General features: G+C 69.1%; 15 protein-coding genes. 5 read left to right on the top strand and 10 right to left on the bottom strand.

The genetic code is table 11. The annotated features are described in order from the left end of the window. The 4 genes from Taqua_RS10845 to Taqua_RS10860 all read left to right on the top strand — a co-directional run. On the top strand, nt 1–236 hold a 236-nt coding region (locus Taqua_RS10845), incomplete at its 5' end, for a hypothetical protein (RefSeq protein WP_144326666.1). Nucleotides 237–278: 42 nt separating this feature from the next. Next, nucleotides 279–971, top strand: a complete 693-nt coding sequence (locus Taqua_RS10850) for a protein-L-isoaspartate O-methyltransferase family protein (protein ID WP_144326667.1) — start codon at nt 279–281, stop codon at nt 969–971. An 8-nt stretch (nt 972–979) separates the two neighbouring features. Then, nucleotides 980–1330 (top strand): rhodanese-like domain-containing protein, encoded by a 351-nt coding sequence (locus Taqua_RS10855; RefSeq protein WP_144326668.1) that lies wholly within the window; start codon nt 980–982, stop codon nt 1328–1330. Between the two features lie 86 nt (nt 1331–1416). Next, nucleotides 1417–2817, top strand: coding sequence for a TolC family outer membrane protein (locus Taqua_RS10860; protein WP_144326669.1), 1401 nt, complete (start codon nt 1417–1419; stop codon nt 2815–2817). Between the two features lie 7 nt (nt 2818–2824). Here Taqua_RS10860 and Taqua_RS10865 read toward each other — a convergent pair whose 3' ends face one another. From Taqua_RS10865 to Taqua_RS10875, 3 genes are all read right to left on the bottom strand, one after another. Continuing rightward, nucleotides 2825–4129, bottom strand: coding sequence for a 3-deoxy-D-manno-octulosonic acid transferase (locus tag Taqua_RS10865; RefSeq protein ID WP_246094698.1), 1305 nt, complete (start codon nt 4127–4129; stop codon nt 2825–2827). Between the two features lie 52 nt (nt 4130–4181). Then, a complete protein-coding gene (locus tag Taqua_RS10870; RefSeq protein WP_246094697.1) occupies nt 4182–5243 on the bottom strand; it encodes a glycosyltransferase family 4 protein in 1062 nt (353 codons plus the stop codon). Nucleotides 5244–5328: 85 nt separating this feature from the next. Further along, nucleotides 5329–6720 (bottom strand): phosphomannomutase/phosphoglucomutase, encoded by a 1392-nt coding sequence (locus Taqua_RS10875; RefSeq protein ID WP_144326671.1) that lies wholly within the window; start codon nt 6718–6720, stop codon nt 5329–5331. A 114-nt stretch (nt 6721–6834) separates the two neighbouring features. Here Taqua_RS10875 and Taqua_RS10880 point away from each other — a divergent pair, with 114 nt between their 5' ends. After that, nucleotides 6835–7743: a DMT family transporter gene (locus Taqua_RS10880; protein WP_144326672.1), complete on the top strand. Its 909-nt coding sequence runs from the start codon at nt 6835–6837 to the stop codon at nt 7741–7743. Here the strand turns inward: Taqua_RS10880 and Taqua_RS10885 are convergent. From Taqua_RS10885 to thrS, 7 genes are all read right to left on the bottom strand, one after another. After that, complete coding sequence (locus tag Taqua_RS10885) at nt 7652–8059, bottom strand: integration host factor subunit alpha (RefSeq protein ID WP_144326673.1); 408 nt, start codon at nt 8057–8059, stop codon at nt 7652–7654. The two genes, Taqua_RS10880 and Taqua_RS10885, sit on opposite strands and share 92 nt — an antisense overlap. 32 nt (nt 8060–8091) lie before the next feature. Next, nucleotides 8092–10512, bottom strand: coding sequence for a phenylalanine--tRNA ligase subunit beta (gene pheT, locus Taqua_RS10890; RefSeq protein ID WP_144326674.1), 2421 nt, complete (start codon nt 10510–10512; stop codon nt 8092–8094). Nucleotides 10513–10556: 44 nt separating this feature from the next. Continuing rightward, nucleotides 10557–11627 carry a phenylalanine--tRNA ligase subunit alpha gene (gene pheS, locus Taqua_RS10895; protein ID WP_144326675.1) on the bottom strand — a complete coding sequence of 357 codons (1071 nt, stop codon included), beginning with the start codon at nt 11625–11627 and terminating at the stop codon, nt 10557–10559. A 133-nt stretch (nt 11628–11760) separates the two neighbouring features. Beyond that, nucleotides 11761–12132, bottom strand: coding sequence for a 50S ribosomal protein L20 (gene rplT, locus Taqua_RS10900; protein ID WP_143893624.1), 372 nt, complete (start codon nt 12130–12132; stop codon nt 11761–11763). Nucleotides 12133–12168: 36 nt separating this feature from the next. Beyond that, nucleotides 12169–12372: a 50S ribosomal protein L35 gene (rpmI, locus tag Taqua_RS10905; RefSeq protein WP_144326676.1), complete on the bottom strand. Its 204-nt coding sequence runs from the start codon at nt 12370–12372 to the stop codon at nt 12169–12171. Between the two features lie 172 nt (nt 12373–12544). Continuing rightward, nucleotides 12545–13153, bottom strand: coding sequence for a translation initiation factor IF-3 (gene infC / locus Taqua_RS10910; RefSeq protein ID WP_144326677.1), 609 nt, complete (start codon nt 13151–13153; stop codon nt 12545–12547). Between the two features lie 25 nt (nt 13154–13178). Further along, complete coding sequence (thrS, locus tag Taqua_RS10915; RefSeq protein WP_144326678.1) at nt 13179–15104, bottom strand: threonine--tRNA ligase; 1926 nt, start codon at nt 15102–15104, stop codon at nt 13179–13181. Between the last annotated feature and the right edge of the window lie 76 nt (nt 15105–15180).

Raw genomic sequence — 15180 nt, forward strand, 5'->3', positions numbered from 1 at the left:
GTCTCGGGGGGCGGGGCGGGCGGCGCGCTGAACAAGTCCAGCTGCGCCTGCGCCGCCGTGGCGCTTTGCTCCAGTTGCGTCAGCACCTGGCGCCCGAGCCCCACCCCGCGCTGCTGGCGCTGGCCGAACTGGATCCCGACGCCCTCAGCCCCCGGCAGGCGCTGGAGGCGCTGTACCGCCTACGCGCCCTGGTGCAAAACCAGGCGGGCAACGAAGCAGCAACCCGCGTTGGTTAGAATGACCGCATTCGACCTCCAAAATACCTAGAGGAGTATCACATGAGCGCGACGGCGTTCGATTTCGAGAAGGCCCGCTTCAACATGATCGAGCAGCAGATCCGCCCGTGGGAGGTGCTCGACGCCCGCGTGCTGGCCCTGCTGGGGCAGCTCAAGCGCGAGGACTTCGTGCCCGAGGCCTACCGGGCGCTGGCGCTGGCGGACCTGGAAATCCCGCTGTCGCAGCCGGCCGTCGAGGGCGAGTGCATGCTGGCCCCCAAGGTCGAAGCGCGCACGCTGCAAGAGCTCGACCTGCAGCCCCAGCACAATGTGCTGGAAATCGGCGCCGGCTCCGGCTACATGGCCGCGCTGATGGGCCGGCTGGCCCAACAGGTGCTGACGCTGGAGATCAACCCACGGCTGGCGGACATGGCGCGCCACAACCTGGCGCGTGCGGGCCTGGACAACGTGCGCGTCAAGACCGCCGACGCCGCGGCGCACCGCTTTGCCGCCTGCGTCGACGCGGCGCCGTACGACGTCATCGTGCTGTCTGGCGGCGTGGCCGAGGTGCCCACCGACCTGCTGGAGCTGCTGCGCGTGGGTGGGCGGCTGTTCGCCTTCGTGGGGGACGAGGTGGTGATGCGTGCCACCATCGTCACGCGCGCCAGCGAAGCCGGCTACCACAGCATCCAGCCGTGGGACATCGTCGTGCCGCGGCTGCGCAATTTCCCCGAGCCGACGCGCTTCCAATTTTGAGCCTGCCCATGGTGCCCCACATCCGCCCCGCCCAACTGAACCAGTGGCTGCAGCAGTGCGCGCAGCAAGCGCCTGGCGTCACCCCCATCGTGTTGGACGTGCGCGAACCGTGGGAGGTGCAAACCGCCAGCGTGCGCCCCAACGGCTTTGAGCTGCGTCATATGCCGATGGCCTCGATCCCGGCGCGGCTCGACGAGCTGCCGCGCGACCGTCCCATCGCCTGCCTGTGCCACCACGGCGGGCGCAGCGCGCAGGTGGCGTTTTTTTTGCACCGGCAAGGCTTTGACGACGTGGTCAACATCGCCGGCGGCATCCACGCCTGGTCCAGTGAAGTGGACCCGAGCGTACCGCAATACTGAGGGAGGTCAGCGCGGAACGTCGCGTGCACGGTCGCTCAATCCGTCATATACTCCCGACTGTATCCAATCGCAGGGACACCAACGCCATGCAACCGATCGTCCGCACGCCCTCTGTCAACCCCCGCGGCAAGCTGGGGCAGCGCCTGAGCGCCGCGGCCCTGCTGGTGTTGGGCGTGGCCACCACGGCGCAGGCGCAAAGCCTGCAAGCGCTGCTGGAAGCCGCCCGCGCCTACGACGCCACCTACCTGGCTGCCAAGGCCCAGTTCGACGCCAACCGCGCCAAGGCCGAACAAGCCCGCTCGCGCGTGCTGCCCACCGTCGGCCTGTCGGCCGAAGCCTTCGTCAACCGGCGCGACAGTTCGCTCAACGCGCTGGACGACAGCTTCAACAACCAAACGGTCAAGCTCGGCGCCAGCCACCCACTGTACCGCCCGGGCAACCAGATCGAAGTCGAGCAGGCGCAGCGCGCGCTGCAGGCCGCCGAAGCCCAGTTGCAGGCCGCCGAGCAGGAACTGATCGTGCGCGTGGCGCAAGCGTACTTCGATGTGCTGGCCGCCGAGGACACGCTGACCTTCGTGCGCGCGCAGAAAGCCGCCGTAGAGCAGCAACTGGCCGCCGCCAAGCGCAATTTCGAAGTCGGCACCGCCACCATCACCGACACGCGCGAGGCGCAGGCCCGCTACGACCTGGTGCTGGCGCAGGAAATCGCCGCCCACAACGACCTGCGCGTCAAAAAGCTGGCACTGGACCAGCTGGTGGGCCAGAGCAACACCCAACCCTGGCGGCTGCGTGATGACGCCCTGCCCACCCCCACCCCAGACGACGTTCAGACCTGGGTGCAGCGCGCCGTGGCCGAGCACCCCGCTGTGCGCGCCGCGCAGGCGCAGCTGGACATTGCCAAACTGGACGTGCGCAAGGCCCAGGCGGCCAAAGGACCGACGCTGGACGCGGTGGCGCAGTGGCAGTGGAACCGCGCCCCCAGCAGCAACCCGCCGTTTCCGTACTTGCGCAACCAGGTCGCCAGCAGCAACCCGCCGTTTCCGTACTTGCGCAACCAGGTCGCCAGCATCGGCGTGCAGTTCAACCTGCCGCTGTACACCGGTGGGGCGCTGGACAACCGCATCGCCGAAACGGTGGCACTGGAAGACAAGGCCCGCAACGACCTCGAGGCCGCCACGCGCAACGTCAGCCAAGCCACACGGGCGGCGTTTTTCGGGGTGCAGTCGGGGCTTGGTCAGGTGCGCGCGCTGCAAGCCGCCGAGGCGTCCAGCCAGTTGGCGCTGGAAGCCAATCAGGTCGGCTACCAGGTCGGCGTGCGCATCAACATCGATGTGCTCAACGCGCAAAGCCAGCTGTACCAAACCAAGGCGCAACTGGCCAAAGCACGCTACGACGTGCTGGTAGGCCAGCTCAAGCTGCGGCAAGCGGCCGGGGTGCTCGGAGCCGACGACGTCAAGCCGATCAACGAGCGTTTGCAGCCGCGCTGACCGGCCCTCAGGCCCCGCCCGGCAGCGGGGCTGGAGCCGCGTCCCACGCCTGCAGCAGCACCTGCACGGTGCGCTCGGCTGCGCCGCCGTGCTGCTGCAACAGCCGCTGGGCACCTGCGCGGGCGGCGCCCAGCGCCGCGTCGTCCCGGCACCACGCCAGGGCTTGGCGCAACGCATCGTCGAAGTCGGCTGCGCGACGCGCCGCCCCCGCCTCCAGCGCCGCGGCGGCCGCCTGGGCAAAGTTGAACGTGTGCGGCCCCAGCACAATCGGGCAGTCGCTGGCCGCTGCCTCGATCAGGTTTTGCCCGCCCAGCGGTACAAAACTGCCCCCGAGCAGCGCTACGTCGGCCAACGCGTAGTACGCCGGCATCTCCCCCAGGCTGTCGCCCAGCAGCACGTCAGCCTGCAGCGCCTCGGGCGGCCAAGTGGGCGTGGCGGTCCACGCCGGCAACGCGGTGCTGCGCCGCAGCACGCGCAGGCCCGCCGCACGCAGCAGCGCATGCACCTCGTCAAAGCGCTGGGGGTGGCGCGGCACCACCAGCCACAGCGGCGGCTGCGGCCTGGCGGCGCGTTGCCGCTGCCAGGCGGCCAGCCACGCGGCCTCCTCCCCTTCGCGGCTGCTGGCCAGCAGCAGCATCGGGCGGCCGCTGGCCAACCGCCACGCTTGCCGCCAGCGCTGCGCCGCCGCCCACGGGTCGGGGTGCCACGGCACATCGAACTTGACGTTGCCAACCACCTGCGGCGGCGGTGCGCCCAGCGCGCGCAGGCGCTGCGCGTCGGCCGGTGTTTGGGCCAGCACCCCGGCCAGCGCGGCGTAGGCTGGTCGGCTCAGGCAGCGCAGTCGCATCGCCCGCTGCCACGAGCGTTCGTTGAGCCGCGCGTTGGCCAACCACAGCGGCACACCGGCCAAGCGGCATTGGTGAACCAGGGTTGGCCAGACCTCGGTTTCCATCAACACCCCCAGGCGCGGGCGCCAATGGCGCACGAAGCGCCGCACGGCACCCGGCGCGTCCCACGGCAACCAGGCCTGGGCGTCCTGCGGGCGCAGCAGCGGCAGCGCGGCGGCACGCCCGGTGGCCGTGGAGTGGGTCCACAGCAGGCGGATGTCAGGCCGCAACGCCTGCAGCCGCTGCACCCACAGCGCGGCCGCGCGCGTCTCGCCCAACGAAACCGCGTGCACCCAAAGCCAGCCATGCGCTGGCGCGGCTTCGGCGTAGCGGCCAAAGCGCTGCGGCACCGCCTGCAGGTAGCCGGGTTCGGCGCGTCCCCGCCGCGCCAGCTTGACGCGCAGCAGCGGCTGCAACGCCGTCATGGCCACCCCGTAGCCTGCCAGGCACAGGCGCTCGGTCACCCCCAGCCCAGGCTCAGCCACGCTCGAACAACCCGGCATACACGGCCCCGATACCGGCGGCCTCCTGCGCCAGCGAAAACTGCGCCAGCACCCGCTGCCGTGCCGCCTGCCCCATGCGCAGCGCCGCCTGTGGGTCGGCCAACACCCGGCGCACCGCCGCCGCCAGGCCAGCGGCGTCGCCGGTGTCGACCAGCTCGCCGTTGACGCCGGGCTGCACCAGCTGCTCGAACGCCCCGGTGCGCGAGCACACCAGCGCGCAGCCGCACGCGCCAGCCTCGAACGGCGTCAGGCCAAACGGCTCGTAGCGCGGGCAGGCCACGCAGACCAGGCAGCGTTGGTACCAACGGTGCACCTCGGCCGCTGGCACCTCGCCCAAAAAACGAATGCGCTCGCCCAGCCCGGCGGCGTCGATACGCGCCTGCAACGCGCGCTGGTAGGCCTCGTGCTGGGGCATGGCACGGCCAGCGATGACGGCGGTCACGTCGGGCAGATGCGGCAAGGCCTCGATCATCGCGTCGACGAAGACGTCGGTGCCTTTGTCTGGCCGCACGCGGCCAAAGACACCGATGCCCCAGCGCCCCGGCAGGCCGCTGTCGTCCCACGCCTGCAGCTTGTCCGGCGGCGGCGCAAAGCGCTCGACGTCGATGCCATGCGGCACCACGGCGGTGGTGTTGGGCACGAAGCTGGCCGCCTTTGGCGTGGTGGCGATCACGGCGTCCATGCGGCTGATCAGCCAGCGCGGGAACCAACCGTGACGGTGCTGCGCCGCCGAAGTGAACACCAACCGGATCGGCAGGCCCAGCACGTCGCGCGCCCACAGCCCAGCGGCCATTTCGTGGTCGCGCCGCACGTGCCAGATGCGAAACGGCCGCCCCGCCGGCGGCCGACGCGACAACGCCATGGCCTGGCGCAGCGTCATGCCCGGCATGCCGTGCGGCAGCGGCGTGCCGCAGTAGGCCAGCCGCCACTGCCGCGCCTGCAACGGCACCAGTGCGTTGACGGTGGCCGACACGCCGGTGTAGCGGCGCTTGAGGTTGAAGACGATGATCTCGGGATCGGGGTCGGGCGCCAGCATGGAATTCCACGGAAAGGGCGCACCGTCCGCGGCGCCCACAGTGCCGATGGTACTCGAGCGGTTCAGGGAACGCGGATGCGCCGCGTCAGTGCGCGGCATCCCCGACCTGTGCGTCGGGCTTGACGCGCCGCAGCAGCGTCAGCATCGTATCCTGGATGCGCTGCAGCGCCTGTGGCGTGTGGCCCTCGAAGCGCAACACCAACACCGGCGTCGTGTTGGATGCCCGAATCAAGCCAAAGCCATCCGGCCAATCGATGCGCAGGCCATCGACGGTGCTGACCTCGGCCGGCGCTGCCACGTCCACCACGCGTTGCAACTCGGCCACCACGCGGTGCGGCTCGCCCTCGGCGCAGGGCACGTTGAGCTCCGGCGTGCTGTGGCTGCTGGGCAGACCCTCCAGCACCGCGCCCGGGTCGTCGTGGCGGCTCAGAATCTCCAGCAGGCGCGCCGCGGCGTAGGTGCCATCATCAAAACCATACCAGCGTTCCTGGAAAAACAGGTGTCCGCTCATCTCGCCGCCCAACGGTGCGTCCACCTCGCGCATCTTGGCCTTGATGAGGCTGTGGCCGGTTTTGTGCATCAGCGGCACGCCGCCGGCCGCCCGGATGGCTGGCGCCAGCCGCTGGCTGCACTTGACATCGTAGACGATGGTGCCGCCGGGCACGCGCTGCAACACGTCCTGCGCCAGCAGCATCAGCTGGCGGTCAGGGAAAATGTTGGCGCCGCTCGGGGTGACGACGCCCAAACGGTCACCGTCGCCGTCGAACGCCAAGCCGAGCTCCGCGCCGGTGCGCTGCACGGTGGCAATGAGGTCGCGCAGGTTGTCCGGCTTGGACGGGTCGGGGTGGTGGTTCGGAAACTCGCCGTCCACCTCGCCGTACAGCACGGTGACGTCGCAGCCCAGCGCACGCAGCAACGCTGGGGCGCTGGCGCCGGTGACGCCGTTGCCACAATCGACGACGATGCGCATCGGCCGCGCCAGCCGCACGTCCTGCACGATGCGGGCCTGGTACGCCGGCCCAATGTCCAGCACCCGCCGCGCACCGCGCACCGGGGCCAACGGCACACCAGCGGCCATGGCCTGGCGCAACGCCTGGATCTCCTCGCCGTAGATCGCACGGCCGCCCAGCACCATCTTGAAGCCGTTGTGGTGCTTGGGGTTGTGGCTGCCGGTGACCTGGATGCCGCTGCGGCAGACGGTGGCGGCGGCAAAGTACAGCATCGGCGTCGTCACCGGCCCCAGATCGATGGCCTCGACGCCGGCGTCGCGCAGCCCCTCGATCAGCGCCTCGGCCAGCATCGGGCTGGACAGGCGCCCGTCGCGCCCGACGGCGACGCTGGCCTCACCCAGCGCACGCGCACGGACACCGAACGCCTGCCCGAGCAAGCGGGCCAGCGGCGCGTCGATCGCGTCCGGCACGACCCCACGGATATCGTAGGCTTTGAACACATGGGCGGGAAGGGCAGCGGTCGTCATCGGGATAAGGTGCAGCGGGTGTGTGACACGACGCCATTGTAGAAGGGCGTATCATGCGTTCCTTTCGTCGTTGCGGCGCCGCAGCATCCACGTGCCCCGGCGCTGGGCCTGACCATGACTCCCAAACTCGCGCTGGAATTTGTGCTGTTGGCGGCCCTGTGGGGCTCGTCGTTTTTGTTCATGCGCCACGCGGCACTGGCCTTTGGGCCGGTGGCCACGGCGGGGTTGCGCGTGGCGGTGGCCAGCGTCGTGCTGGCCCCGCTGCTGGTGGCCAGTGGCCACTGGCCGACGCTGCGCCGCCACGGGGCGCGCATCCTGTTCGTCGGCCTGCTCAACGCCGGCATCCCGTTTGGCTTGTTCGCCTACGCGCTGCTGTCGATCAGCACGGGGCTCACCGCCATCCTCAACGCGACGGTGCCGCTGTTTGGCGCGGTGGTGGCCTGGCTGTGGCTGGGCGATCGCCCCGGACGTTGGCGCGCCCTCGGGCTGGCCCTGGGTTTTGCCGGCGTGGCCATGCTGTCGTGGGACCAAGCCAGCTTCAAGCCCGGGGGCACCGGTTGGGCGGTCCTGGCTTGCCTGGGCGCCACGGTGCTGTACGCGATTGCGGCCAGCTACACCAAAAAGTACCTGATGGGCATCCCCCCGCTGGCCACGGCCACCGGCAGCCAGTTGGGCGCCACCCTGGGGTTGCTGGTGCCGACGCTGTGGACCTGGCCGGCCACGCCGGCCCCCACCCAGGCCTGGCTGGCCGTGGTGGCCGCGGGGGTGCTGTGCACGGCGCTGGCGTACCTGCTGTACTTCCGCCTGATCGAAGCCGCTGGCCCGGCGCGCACGCTCACCGTGACCTTTTTGATCCCGGTGTTCGCGTTGGGCTACGGCGCGCTGCTGTTGGGTGAGTCCATCACGCCGTGGATGGTGGGCTGTGGCGTCGTCATCCTGGTGGGCGTGGCCCTGGCCACCGGCTTGCTGGACCCAGGGCGCTGGGCGCTCCGTCGTCAGCGTCGCCCTGCAACGCGGCCTTGAGCTTGGGGCTGGCGTGGAACGTCACCACGCGACGCGCCTCGATCGGCACCAGCTCGCCGGTGCGCGGGTTGCGCCCGGGGCGCGGTGACTTGTCGCGCACGCCAAACTGCCCAAACCCGGCGATGCGCACCTCCTCGCCGGCAATCAGGCGCTCGGCGATGATGGCAAAAAACGTCTCGACGATGTCCTTGGACTCGCGCTTGTTGAAACCGATGCGCGTGTGCAGCGCTTCGGCCAGCTCGGCCTTGGTCAGCGTGGGCGTATCGGGTTCGACGTTGGCCGCCGTGGCGGCCGCGGATGTGCTTCGGGTGGCCATGGGCGCAATCGTAGCAGCCGCGGCGCGCGCCATCACGCCCGCAGCCGCGCACCGATGCGCTGTTGCAACGCCTGCACCACCTGCGCCACGACGGCGTCGATCTCGGCGTCGGTGAGGTTGGCGTCGTCGCGCTCCAGCGTCAGCCGCACCGCCAGGCTTTTTTCGTCGGCGCCGATGCCGGCTGCTGGCTGCGCGCCCTGCGGGCGGAACACGTCGAACAGCACCGCCGTGCGCAGCCACGGGTGGCGCGCCGACTCGATGGTCGCCATCACCTGCGCGTACGTCACCGACTCGTGCACGACCACCGCAACGTCGCGCTGCACCGGCTGGTGGCGCCCAATCGGCGTGGCCTGCGGCAGCGGGCGCTGCAGTAGCGGCGCCAACGCCAGCTCGAACAACACCGGCGCGCTGCCCCAGCCTTCGGCCTGGCGCCAGCGTGGGTGCAGCTCGCCGATCACCCCGATCGGCTGCCCATGCAGCAGCACGCGCGCGCAACGCCCTGGGTGCAGCGCCGGGTGCTCACACGGCTCGAACGTGGCCACGTGCGGCGCCAACAGCGCTTCGACGTCGCCTTTGACGTCGAAAAAGTCCACCGGCCGCGCCCGCTCGCCCCACTGCAGCGGCAGCGCGTCGCCCCAGGCCAGCCCCGCGACATGCAGCGGCTGGTCGATGCCGCGCACCGTGGTGTCGCTGTCGGGCACGCGCTCGTCGCGCCGGAAAACGCGCCCCACTTCGAACACCCGCACGCGCGCGGCCTTGCGATCGACGTTGTGGCGCAGCACCGCCAGCAGGCTGCCCAGCAGGCTGGAGCGCATCACGCTGAGGTGGCTGGCGATGGGGTTGAGCAACCGAATCGGCGCCGTGTTGCCGGCGTAGTCGCGCTCCCACCGTTCCTCGACGAAGCTGAAGTTGATCGTTTCTTGGTAACCCAGCGCCGCCAGCTGCTGGCGCACCGCCATCGCGCTGCGCTCGGTTTGCGGGCGCACGCGCGGCACCACCGGCGCGCGCGGCGGCGTGGCCGGCAGGCGGTCGTAGCCGATGACGCGCGCCACCTCCTCGATCAGGTCTTCCTCGATCTGCAGGTCAAAGCGGTACGGCGGTGGCGTCACCGTCAGCGCCCCGTCGGACTCGGCAACGTTCAACCCAAGGCGGCGCAGCGGTTCGGCGCACGCAGGCACCGTCAGCGGCATGCCGATGACCTTGGCGGCGCGCGCCACGCGCAGCGTCACCGGCTTGGGCTGCGGCACGTTGACCACGTGGTCATCCACCGGCCCGGCCTCGCCGCCGCAAATCTCCAGGATCAGCTGCGTGATACGCTCCAGGTGCTCGCGCGTGGTGCTGGGGTCGACGCCGCGCTCGAAACGGTGCGCCGCGTCGGTGCTGAAGTTGAAGCGCCGCGCCCGCCCCGCGATCGCGCGCGGCCACCAAAACGCCGCCTCCACATAGACGTTGCGCGTGCCGTCGGACACCGCGGTGCTGTCGCCGCCCATGATCCCGGCCAGCGACTCCACACCTTGCGCGTCGGCAATCACGCCGACGGTCTCGTCCAACGTGACGGTTTGGCCGTTGAGCAGCTTGAGCGTCTCGCCCGCGCGCGCCCAGCGCACCTGCAAACCGCCATGGATCTTGTCCAGGTCGAAGATGTGCGACGGCCGACCGAGCTCGAACATCACGTAGTTGGAGATATCCACCAGCGCCGAAATGCTGCGTTGCCCACAACGCGCCAGCCGCTGCACCATCCAGTCCGGCGTGCGCGCCTGCGGGTTGACGCCGCGGATGATGCGCCCGCTGAAGCGACCGCACAGGTCAGCGGCTTCAACGCGCACCGGCAGCACCGCGTCGTGGCGCGGCGCCACCGGCGCGATGGCCGGCGTTTTCAGCGGCGCGCCGGTCAGGGCCGCCACTTCGCGCGCCACGCCGTACACGCTCAGGCAATGCGCCAGGTTGGGCGTGAGCTTCAGTGTCAACAGCCGGTCGTCCAGCGCCAGCACCTCGCGCAGGTCGCGCCCCACCGGGGCATCGGCGGCCAGCTCCAGCAAGCCGCCGTGGTCCTCGGACAAGCCAAGCTCGCGCGCCGAGCACAACATGCCGTGGCTGTCCACCCCGCGCAGCTTGCCCACCCGGATTTCGAACGGCTTGCCGTCCGCGCCCGGTGGCAGCACCGCGCCCACCAGCGCGCACGGCACGCGGATGCCAGCGCGCGCGTTGGGCGCGCCACAAACGATCGACAACGGCTCACCGCGCCCGACGTCGACCCGACACACGCGCAGGCGGTCGGCGTTGGGGTGCGGCTCGGCGCTGAGGATGTGCCCGACCACCACACCTGTGAAGGGCGGCGCCACCGGACGCACCTCCTCCACCTCCAGTCCGGCCATCGTCAACAGGTCGGCCAGCGCGTCGCTGTCCAGCGCCGGATCGCAAAAGCTGCGCAACCAGGATTCGGGAAACTGCATCGTCGTCTCGCTCGTCGTCGCGAAGGTCGGGGACCGTGGTGGGATCAGCGAAACTGCGCCAAAAAGCGCAGGTCACCCTCGAAAAACAGGCGCAGGTCGCCCACGCCGTAGCGCAGCATCGTCAGCCGGTCCGGCCCCATGCCAAACGCAAAGCCGATGAAGTGCTCCGGGTCCAGCCCCATGTTGCGCACCACGTTGGGGTGCACCTGGCCGGAACCCGCCACCTCCAGCCAGCGTCCGGCCAGCGGCCCGCGCGTGAAGCGGATATCGATTTCGGCGCTGGGCTCGGTGAACGGGAAAAAGCTCGGCCGAAACCGCAGCTCGAGCTCGTCGTCTTCGAAAAACGCGCGGCAAAACGCCGTGAAGACGACCTTGAGGTCCTTGAAGCTGACGTCGCGCCCGATCCACAGCCCCTCGCACTGGTGGAACATCGGCGAGTGGGTGGCGTCGCTGTCGACCCGGTACGTGCGTCCGGGCGCGATGACGCGAATCTCCGGCATCTCGCCGGCCCACAGGCCCTGGCCGGTGTCACCGGCGGCGGCGCGTGCGCGCTTGACATGCTGCACCGCGTGGCGGATCTGCATCGGGCTGGTGTGGGTGCGCAACAGCAGCGGCGCCTCGGGCGTGCCGCCCTCGACGTAGAACGTGTCATGCATCGAGCGCGCCGGGTGGTCGGCCGGGGTGTTGAGCGCGGTGAAGTTGAACCAGTCGGTTTCGATCTCGGGGCCGTCGGCCACCTCGAACCCCATCGAGCCAAAAATCGCCTCGATGCGCTGCAGCGTCAGGGTCACCGGGTGCAGGCCTCCCTGCCCACGCTGGCGTCCGGGCAGCGTCACGTCCAGCGCTTCGGCCTGCAGCTGACGCTGTAGCTCGGCCTCGGCCAGCTCGGCGCGGCGGGCCTGCAACGCCGCCTCGATGGCGGCCTTGGCCTCGTTGATGGCCGCGCCCTGGGCCTTGCGCTCGTCGGGTGCCAGGGTGGCCAGCGCCTTCATGCGCTCGGTCAACGCCCCTTGCTTGCCCAGAAAGCGGGCTTTGGCGTTTTCCAGCGCTTGCGGGGTGGTGGCCTGCGCGAACTGCGCGCGCGCCGACTGCACCAGGTTGTCGAGGTCGTTCATGCCGGCATCCGTGTCGCAAAAAGGCGGCGAAAGACTGCACGCCACAGGTTCAAACAAAACGGGCCAGCGCGATGAGGCGACTGGCCCGTCGGGGTCGCGCCACCGCCCACGGACGGCGCGCGGTGCGGCACCGTTACGCCGCGGCGCCCTGCGCCAGACCGGCCTTGACGCGCTCGACGATGGCGGCAAACGCCGCCTTGTCGTGCACGGCCAAGTCGGCCAGCACCTTGCGGTCGATCTCGATGGCGGCCTTGCGCAGGCCGTTGGCGAACTGGCTGTAGGTCAGACCCAACTCACGCGCGGCGGCGTTGATGCGCGCAATCCACAGCTGACGGAAGACACGCTTGCGGGTGCGGCGGTCCCGGTACGCGTACTGCTGCGCCTTCATCACCGCCTGTTTGGCGACGCGGAAGACGTTCTTACGACGGCCACGGAACCCTTTGGCCAGGGCCAGGACTTTCTTGTGACGGGCACGGGCGGTGACACCACGTTTGACGCGAGGCATGGCTTGCTCCTTGTGACGTTATGGGTCAGCCGCCGATCACAGGCCGGCGTAAGGCATCATTTGTGCGATGTGACCCATGTTGGTCTCATGCACGTTGACCATTCCGCGCAGCTGGCGCTTGTTCTTGGTCGTCTTCTTCGTCAGGATGTGACGCTTGAAGGCCTGCGCACGCTTGACCGTGCCGCCGGGGCGCACGCGAAAACGCTTTTTCGCGCTGCTTTTGGTTTTCATCTTGGGCATGATGGCTCGTCCTTGGTTTCGGGTTTGGACTTGACACACCCGCAAGGCGCCGCCGCGGCTGCCCACCGACGACGGTCTTTGCTTGAACGCCTGGCCTTCGGGTGCTTGTCGCTTGGAAAGCACGCCATTATAGCAGTCGCGCCGGCGACGCACCGCCGCCGCGGGTGGCAGGTCAGGCGGCTGGCTGCTCAGCCTTGCTGGCGTCGGCCTTGGGCGCCGCGCCTTTTTTGCGCGCCGGCGCAATCATCATGATCATCTGCCTGCCCTCGAGCTTGGGGAACTGCTCGACGACGATGCTGTCGCCCAGCTCGTTGCGGATACGCTCCAGCAGCGCCAGCCCCAGCTCCTGGTGGGTGATTTCGCGCCCGCGGAAGCGCAGCGTCACCTTGCACTTGTCGCCTTCGTCCAGGAAGCGGCGGATGTTGCGCATCTTGACCTGGTAGTCGCCCTCGTCGGTGGCCGGGCGGAATTTGACTTCCTTGACCTCGATGACCTTTTGCTTGGCCTTGGCCTCGGCGGCCTTTTTCTGCTCGGCGTACTTGAACTTGCCGTAGTCGATCAGACGGCACACCGGCGGGTTGGCCATCGGGGCGATCTCGACCAGGTCAACGTCAAGCTCGCCCGCCATGCGCAACGCCTCTTGCAGCGGCACCACGCCGATTTGCTGACCATCGGGGCCGGTCAGGCGCACTTCGGGCGCGGTGATTTCACGGTTGAGGCGGTGCTGCCGCTCTTCGCGCTGGCGGCGGTCACGGAAGTTGCTGGGACGCGGGGTAGCGATGGTTCGGTTCCTTTGCTCGAAAAAACTAACGTTTGGCGGCGATGTCGTCGCGCAGGCGCTGGATGAAATCGTGCACTGGCATCACGCCGAGGTCTTGGTTGCCGCGCGCGCGCACCGACACGGTGCCGTTGGCGCGCTCCTTGTCCCCGACGACGAGGATGTAGGGCACTTTTTGCAACGCCTGCTGGCGGATTTTATAGGTGATCTTTTCGTTGCCAAGATCCAGCGCGACACGAACACCGTGTTGGCGCAAGGTGTTGGCAATTTCGCCACAGGTGTCGGCCTGCGCATCGGTGATGTTGAGCACCGCCGCCTGCACCGGCGCCAGCCACACCGGCAGCGCGCCGGCGTGCTGCTCGATCAGGATGCCGATGAAACGCTCCAGGCTGCCGACGATGGCGCGGTGCAGGATCACCGGGCGCTTGCGGCTGCCATCTTCGGCCACGTACTCGGCGTCCAGCCGCTCGGCCAGGTTGAAGTCCACCTGGATCGTGCCGCACTGCCATTCGCGGCCGATGGCGTCTTTGAGCGTGTACTCGATCTTGGGGCCATAAAACGCCCCCTCGCCCGGCGATATGGTGAACGCGCAGCCCGATTGCTGCAAACTTTGCATCAGCGCCGCTTCAGCCTTGTCCCACAGCTCGTCGGAGCCGATACGCGCCGCGGGCCGCGTCGAGACTTTGTACAGGATCTCGGTAAAGCCAAAGTCGGCGTAGACTTTTTTCAGCAAGCGCGTGAACGCGTCGCACTCGGCCAGGATCTGGTCTTCGGTGCAGAAGATGTGGCCGTCGTCCTGCGTAAAGCCACGCACGCGCATGATGCCGTGCAAGCCACCCGAGGGCTCGTTGCGGTGGCACTGCCCGAACTCCCCGTAGCGCAACGGCAGGTCGCGGTAGCTCTTGATGCCTTGCTTGAAAATCAGGATGTGCCCCGGGCAGTTCATCGGCTTGATCGCGTAGTCGCGCTTTTCCGACTCCGTGATGAACATGTTGTCCCGGTACTTGTCCCAGTGGCCGGTCTTTTCCCACAGGGCTTTGTCCAGGATCTGCGGCCCTTTGACCTCCAGGTAGCCGTTGTCGCGGTAGACCTGGCGCATGTACTGCTCGACCTGCTGCCACAACGCCCAACCCTTGGGGTGCCAAAACACCAGCCCCGGCGCGTGGTCGTCGATGTGGAACAGGTCCAGCTCCTTGCCCAGCTTGCGGTGGTCGCGCCGCTCGGCTTCCTGCAGCCGGTGCAGGTAGGCCTGCAGCTCCTCTTTGCTGGCCCACGCGGTGCCGTAGATGCGCTGCAGCTGCTCGTTGCGGTGGTCGCCCCGCCAGTACGCCCCGGCCACCTTCATCAGCTTGAAGTGCTTGAGCTTGCCGGTGCTGGGCACGTGCGGCCCGCGGCACAGGTCCTCAAAGCCGCCCTCGCGGTACAGGCTGATCGTCTCGCCCTCGGGGATGCTGGCGATGATCTCGGCCTTGTAGTGCTCGCCCAAGTTCTTGAAGTACGCCACCGCCTCGTCGCGCGGCAGCACCCGGCGCACCACCGGCTCGTCGCGCGCGGCCAGCTCGGTCATCTTGGCCTCGATGGCAGCCAGGTCCTCCGGCGTGAACGGGCGCTTGTAGGCAAAGTCGTAGTAAAAGCCGTCGTCGACCACCGGGCCGATCGTCACCTGCGCGTCGGGGTACAGCTCCTTGACCGCCCAGGCCAGCAGGTGCGCGGTCGAGTGGCGAATGATCTCCAGCCCCTCGGGGTCTTTGGGTGTGAGGATCCACACCCGCGCGTCGCGCTGCACGGGGTACGACAGGTCGACCGCGCGCGGCGCGGCCTCGTCGCTGTACTGCACTTTGCCCGCCACGGCCGCCTTGGCCAAGCCGGGGCCGATGGCGGCGGCGATTTGCCCCACCGTCACGGGGGCATCAAAGCTACGTTGCGAACCGTCGGGCAGCGTGATTTGGATCATCGATGAAGCTCGGCAAAGCGGGCAAACCAACAAGGAATCGATTTTCGCACACCGGGCGCGTGCCCCAGCGCCTTGG

This window comes from Tepidimonas aquatica (assembly GCF_007556585.1).
In the GTDB taxonomy this organism is placed as follows: Bacteria; Pseudomonadota; Gammaproteobacteria; order Burkholderiales; family Burkholderiaceae_C; genus Tepidimonas; species Tepidimonas aquatica.

What these genes read in the sequence shown, in the direction of transcription:
- Taqua_RS10850 (WP_144326667.1), top strand. Translation starts at nt 279, where the DNA reads ATGAGCGCGACGGCGTTCGATTTCGAGAAGGCCCGCTTCAACATGATC.
- Taqua_RS10855 (WP_144326668.1), top strand. Translation starts at nt 980, where the DNA reads ATGGTGCCCCACATCCGCCCCGCCCAACTGAACCAGTGGCTGCAGCAG.
- Taqua_RS10860 (WP_144326669.1), top strand. Translation starts at nt 1,417, where the DNA reads ATGCAACCGATCGTCCGCACGCCCTCTGTCAACCCCCGCGGCAAGCTG.
- Taqua_RS10865 (WP_246094698.1), bottom strand. Translation starts at nt 4,129, where the DNA reads ATGACGGCGTTGCAGCCGCTGCTGCGCGTCAAGCTGGCGCGGCGGGGA.
- Taqua_RS10870 (WP_246094697.1), bottom strand. Translation starts at nt 5,243, where the DNA reads ATGCTGGCGCCCGACCCCGATCCCGAGATCATCGTCTTCAACCTCAAG.
- Taqua_RS10875 (WP_144326671.1), bottom strand. Translation starts at nt 6,720, where the DNA reads ATGACGACCGCTGCCCTTCCCGCCCATGTGTTCAAAGCCTACGATATC.
- Taqua_RS10880 (WP_144326672.1), top strand. Translation starts at nt 6,835, where the DNA reads ATGACTCCCAAACTCGCGCTGGAATTTGTGCTGTTGGCGGCCCTGTGG.
- Taqua_RS10885 (WP_144326673.1), bottom strand. Translation starts at nt 8,059, where the DNA reads ATGGCCACCCGAAGCACATCCGCGGCCGCCACGGCGGCCAACGTCGAA.
- pheT (WP_144326674.1), bottom strand. Translation starts at nt 10,512, where the DNA reads ATGCAGTTTCCCGAATCCTGGTTGCGCAGCTTTTGCGATCCGGCGCTG.
- pheS (WP_144326675.1), bottom strand. Translation starts at nt 11,627, where the DNA reads ATGAACGACCTCGACAACCTGGTGCAGTCGGCGCGCGCGCAGTTCGCG.
- rplT (WP_143893624.1), bottom strand. Translation starts at nt 12,132, where the DNA reads ATGCCTCGCGTCAAACGTGGTGTCACCGCCCGTGCCCGTCACAAGAAA.
- rpmI (WP_144326676.1), bottom strand. Translation starts at nt 12,372, where the DNA reads ATGCCCAAGATGAAAACCAAAAGCAGCGCGAAAAAGCGTTTTCGCGTG.
- thrS (WP_144326678.1), bottom strand. Translation starts at nt 15,104, where the DNA reads ATGATCCAAATCACGCTGCCCGACGGTTCGCAACGTAGCTTTGATGCC.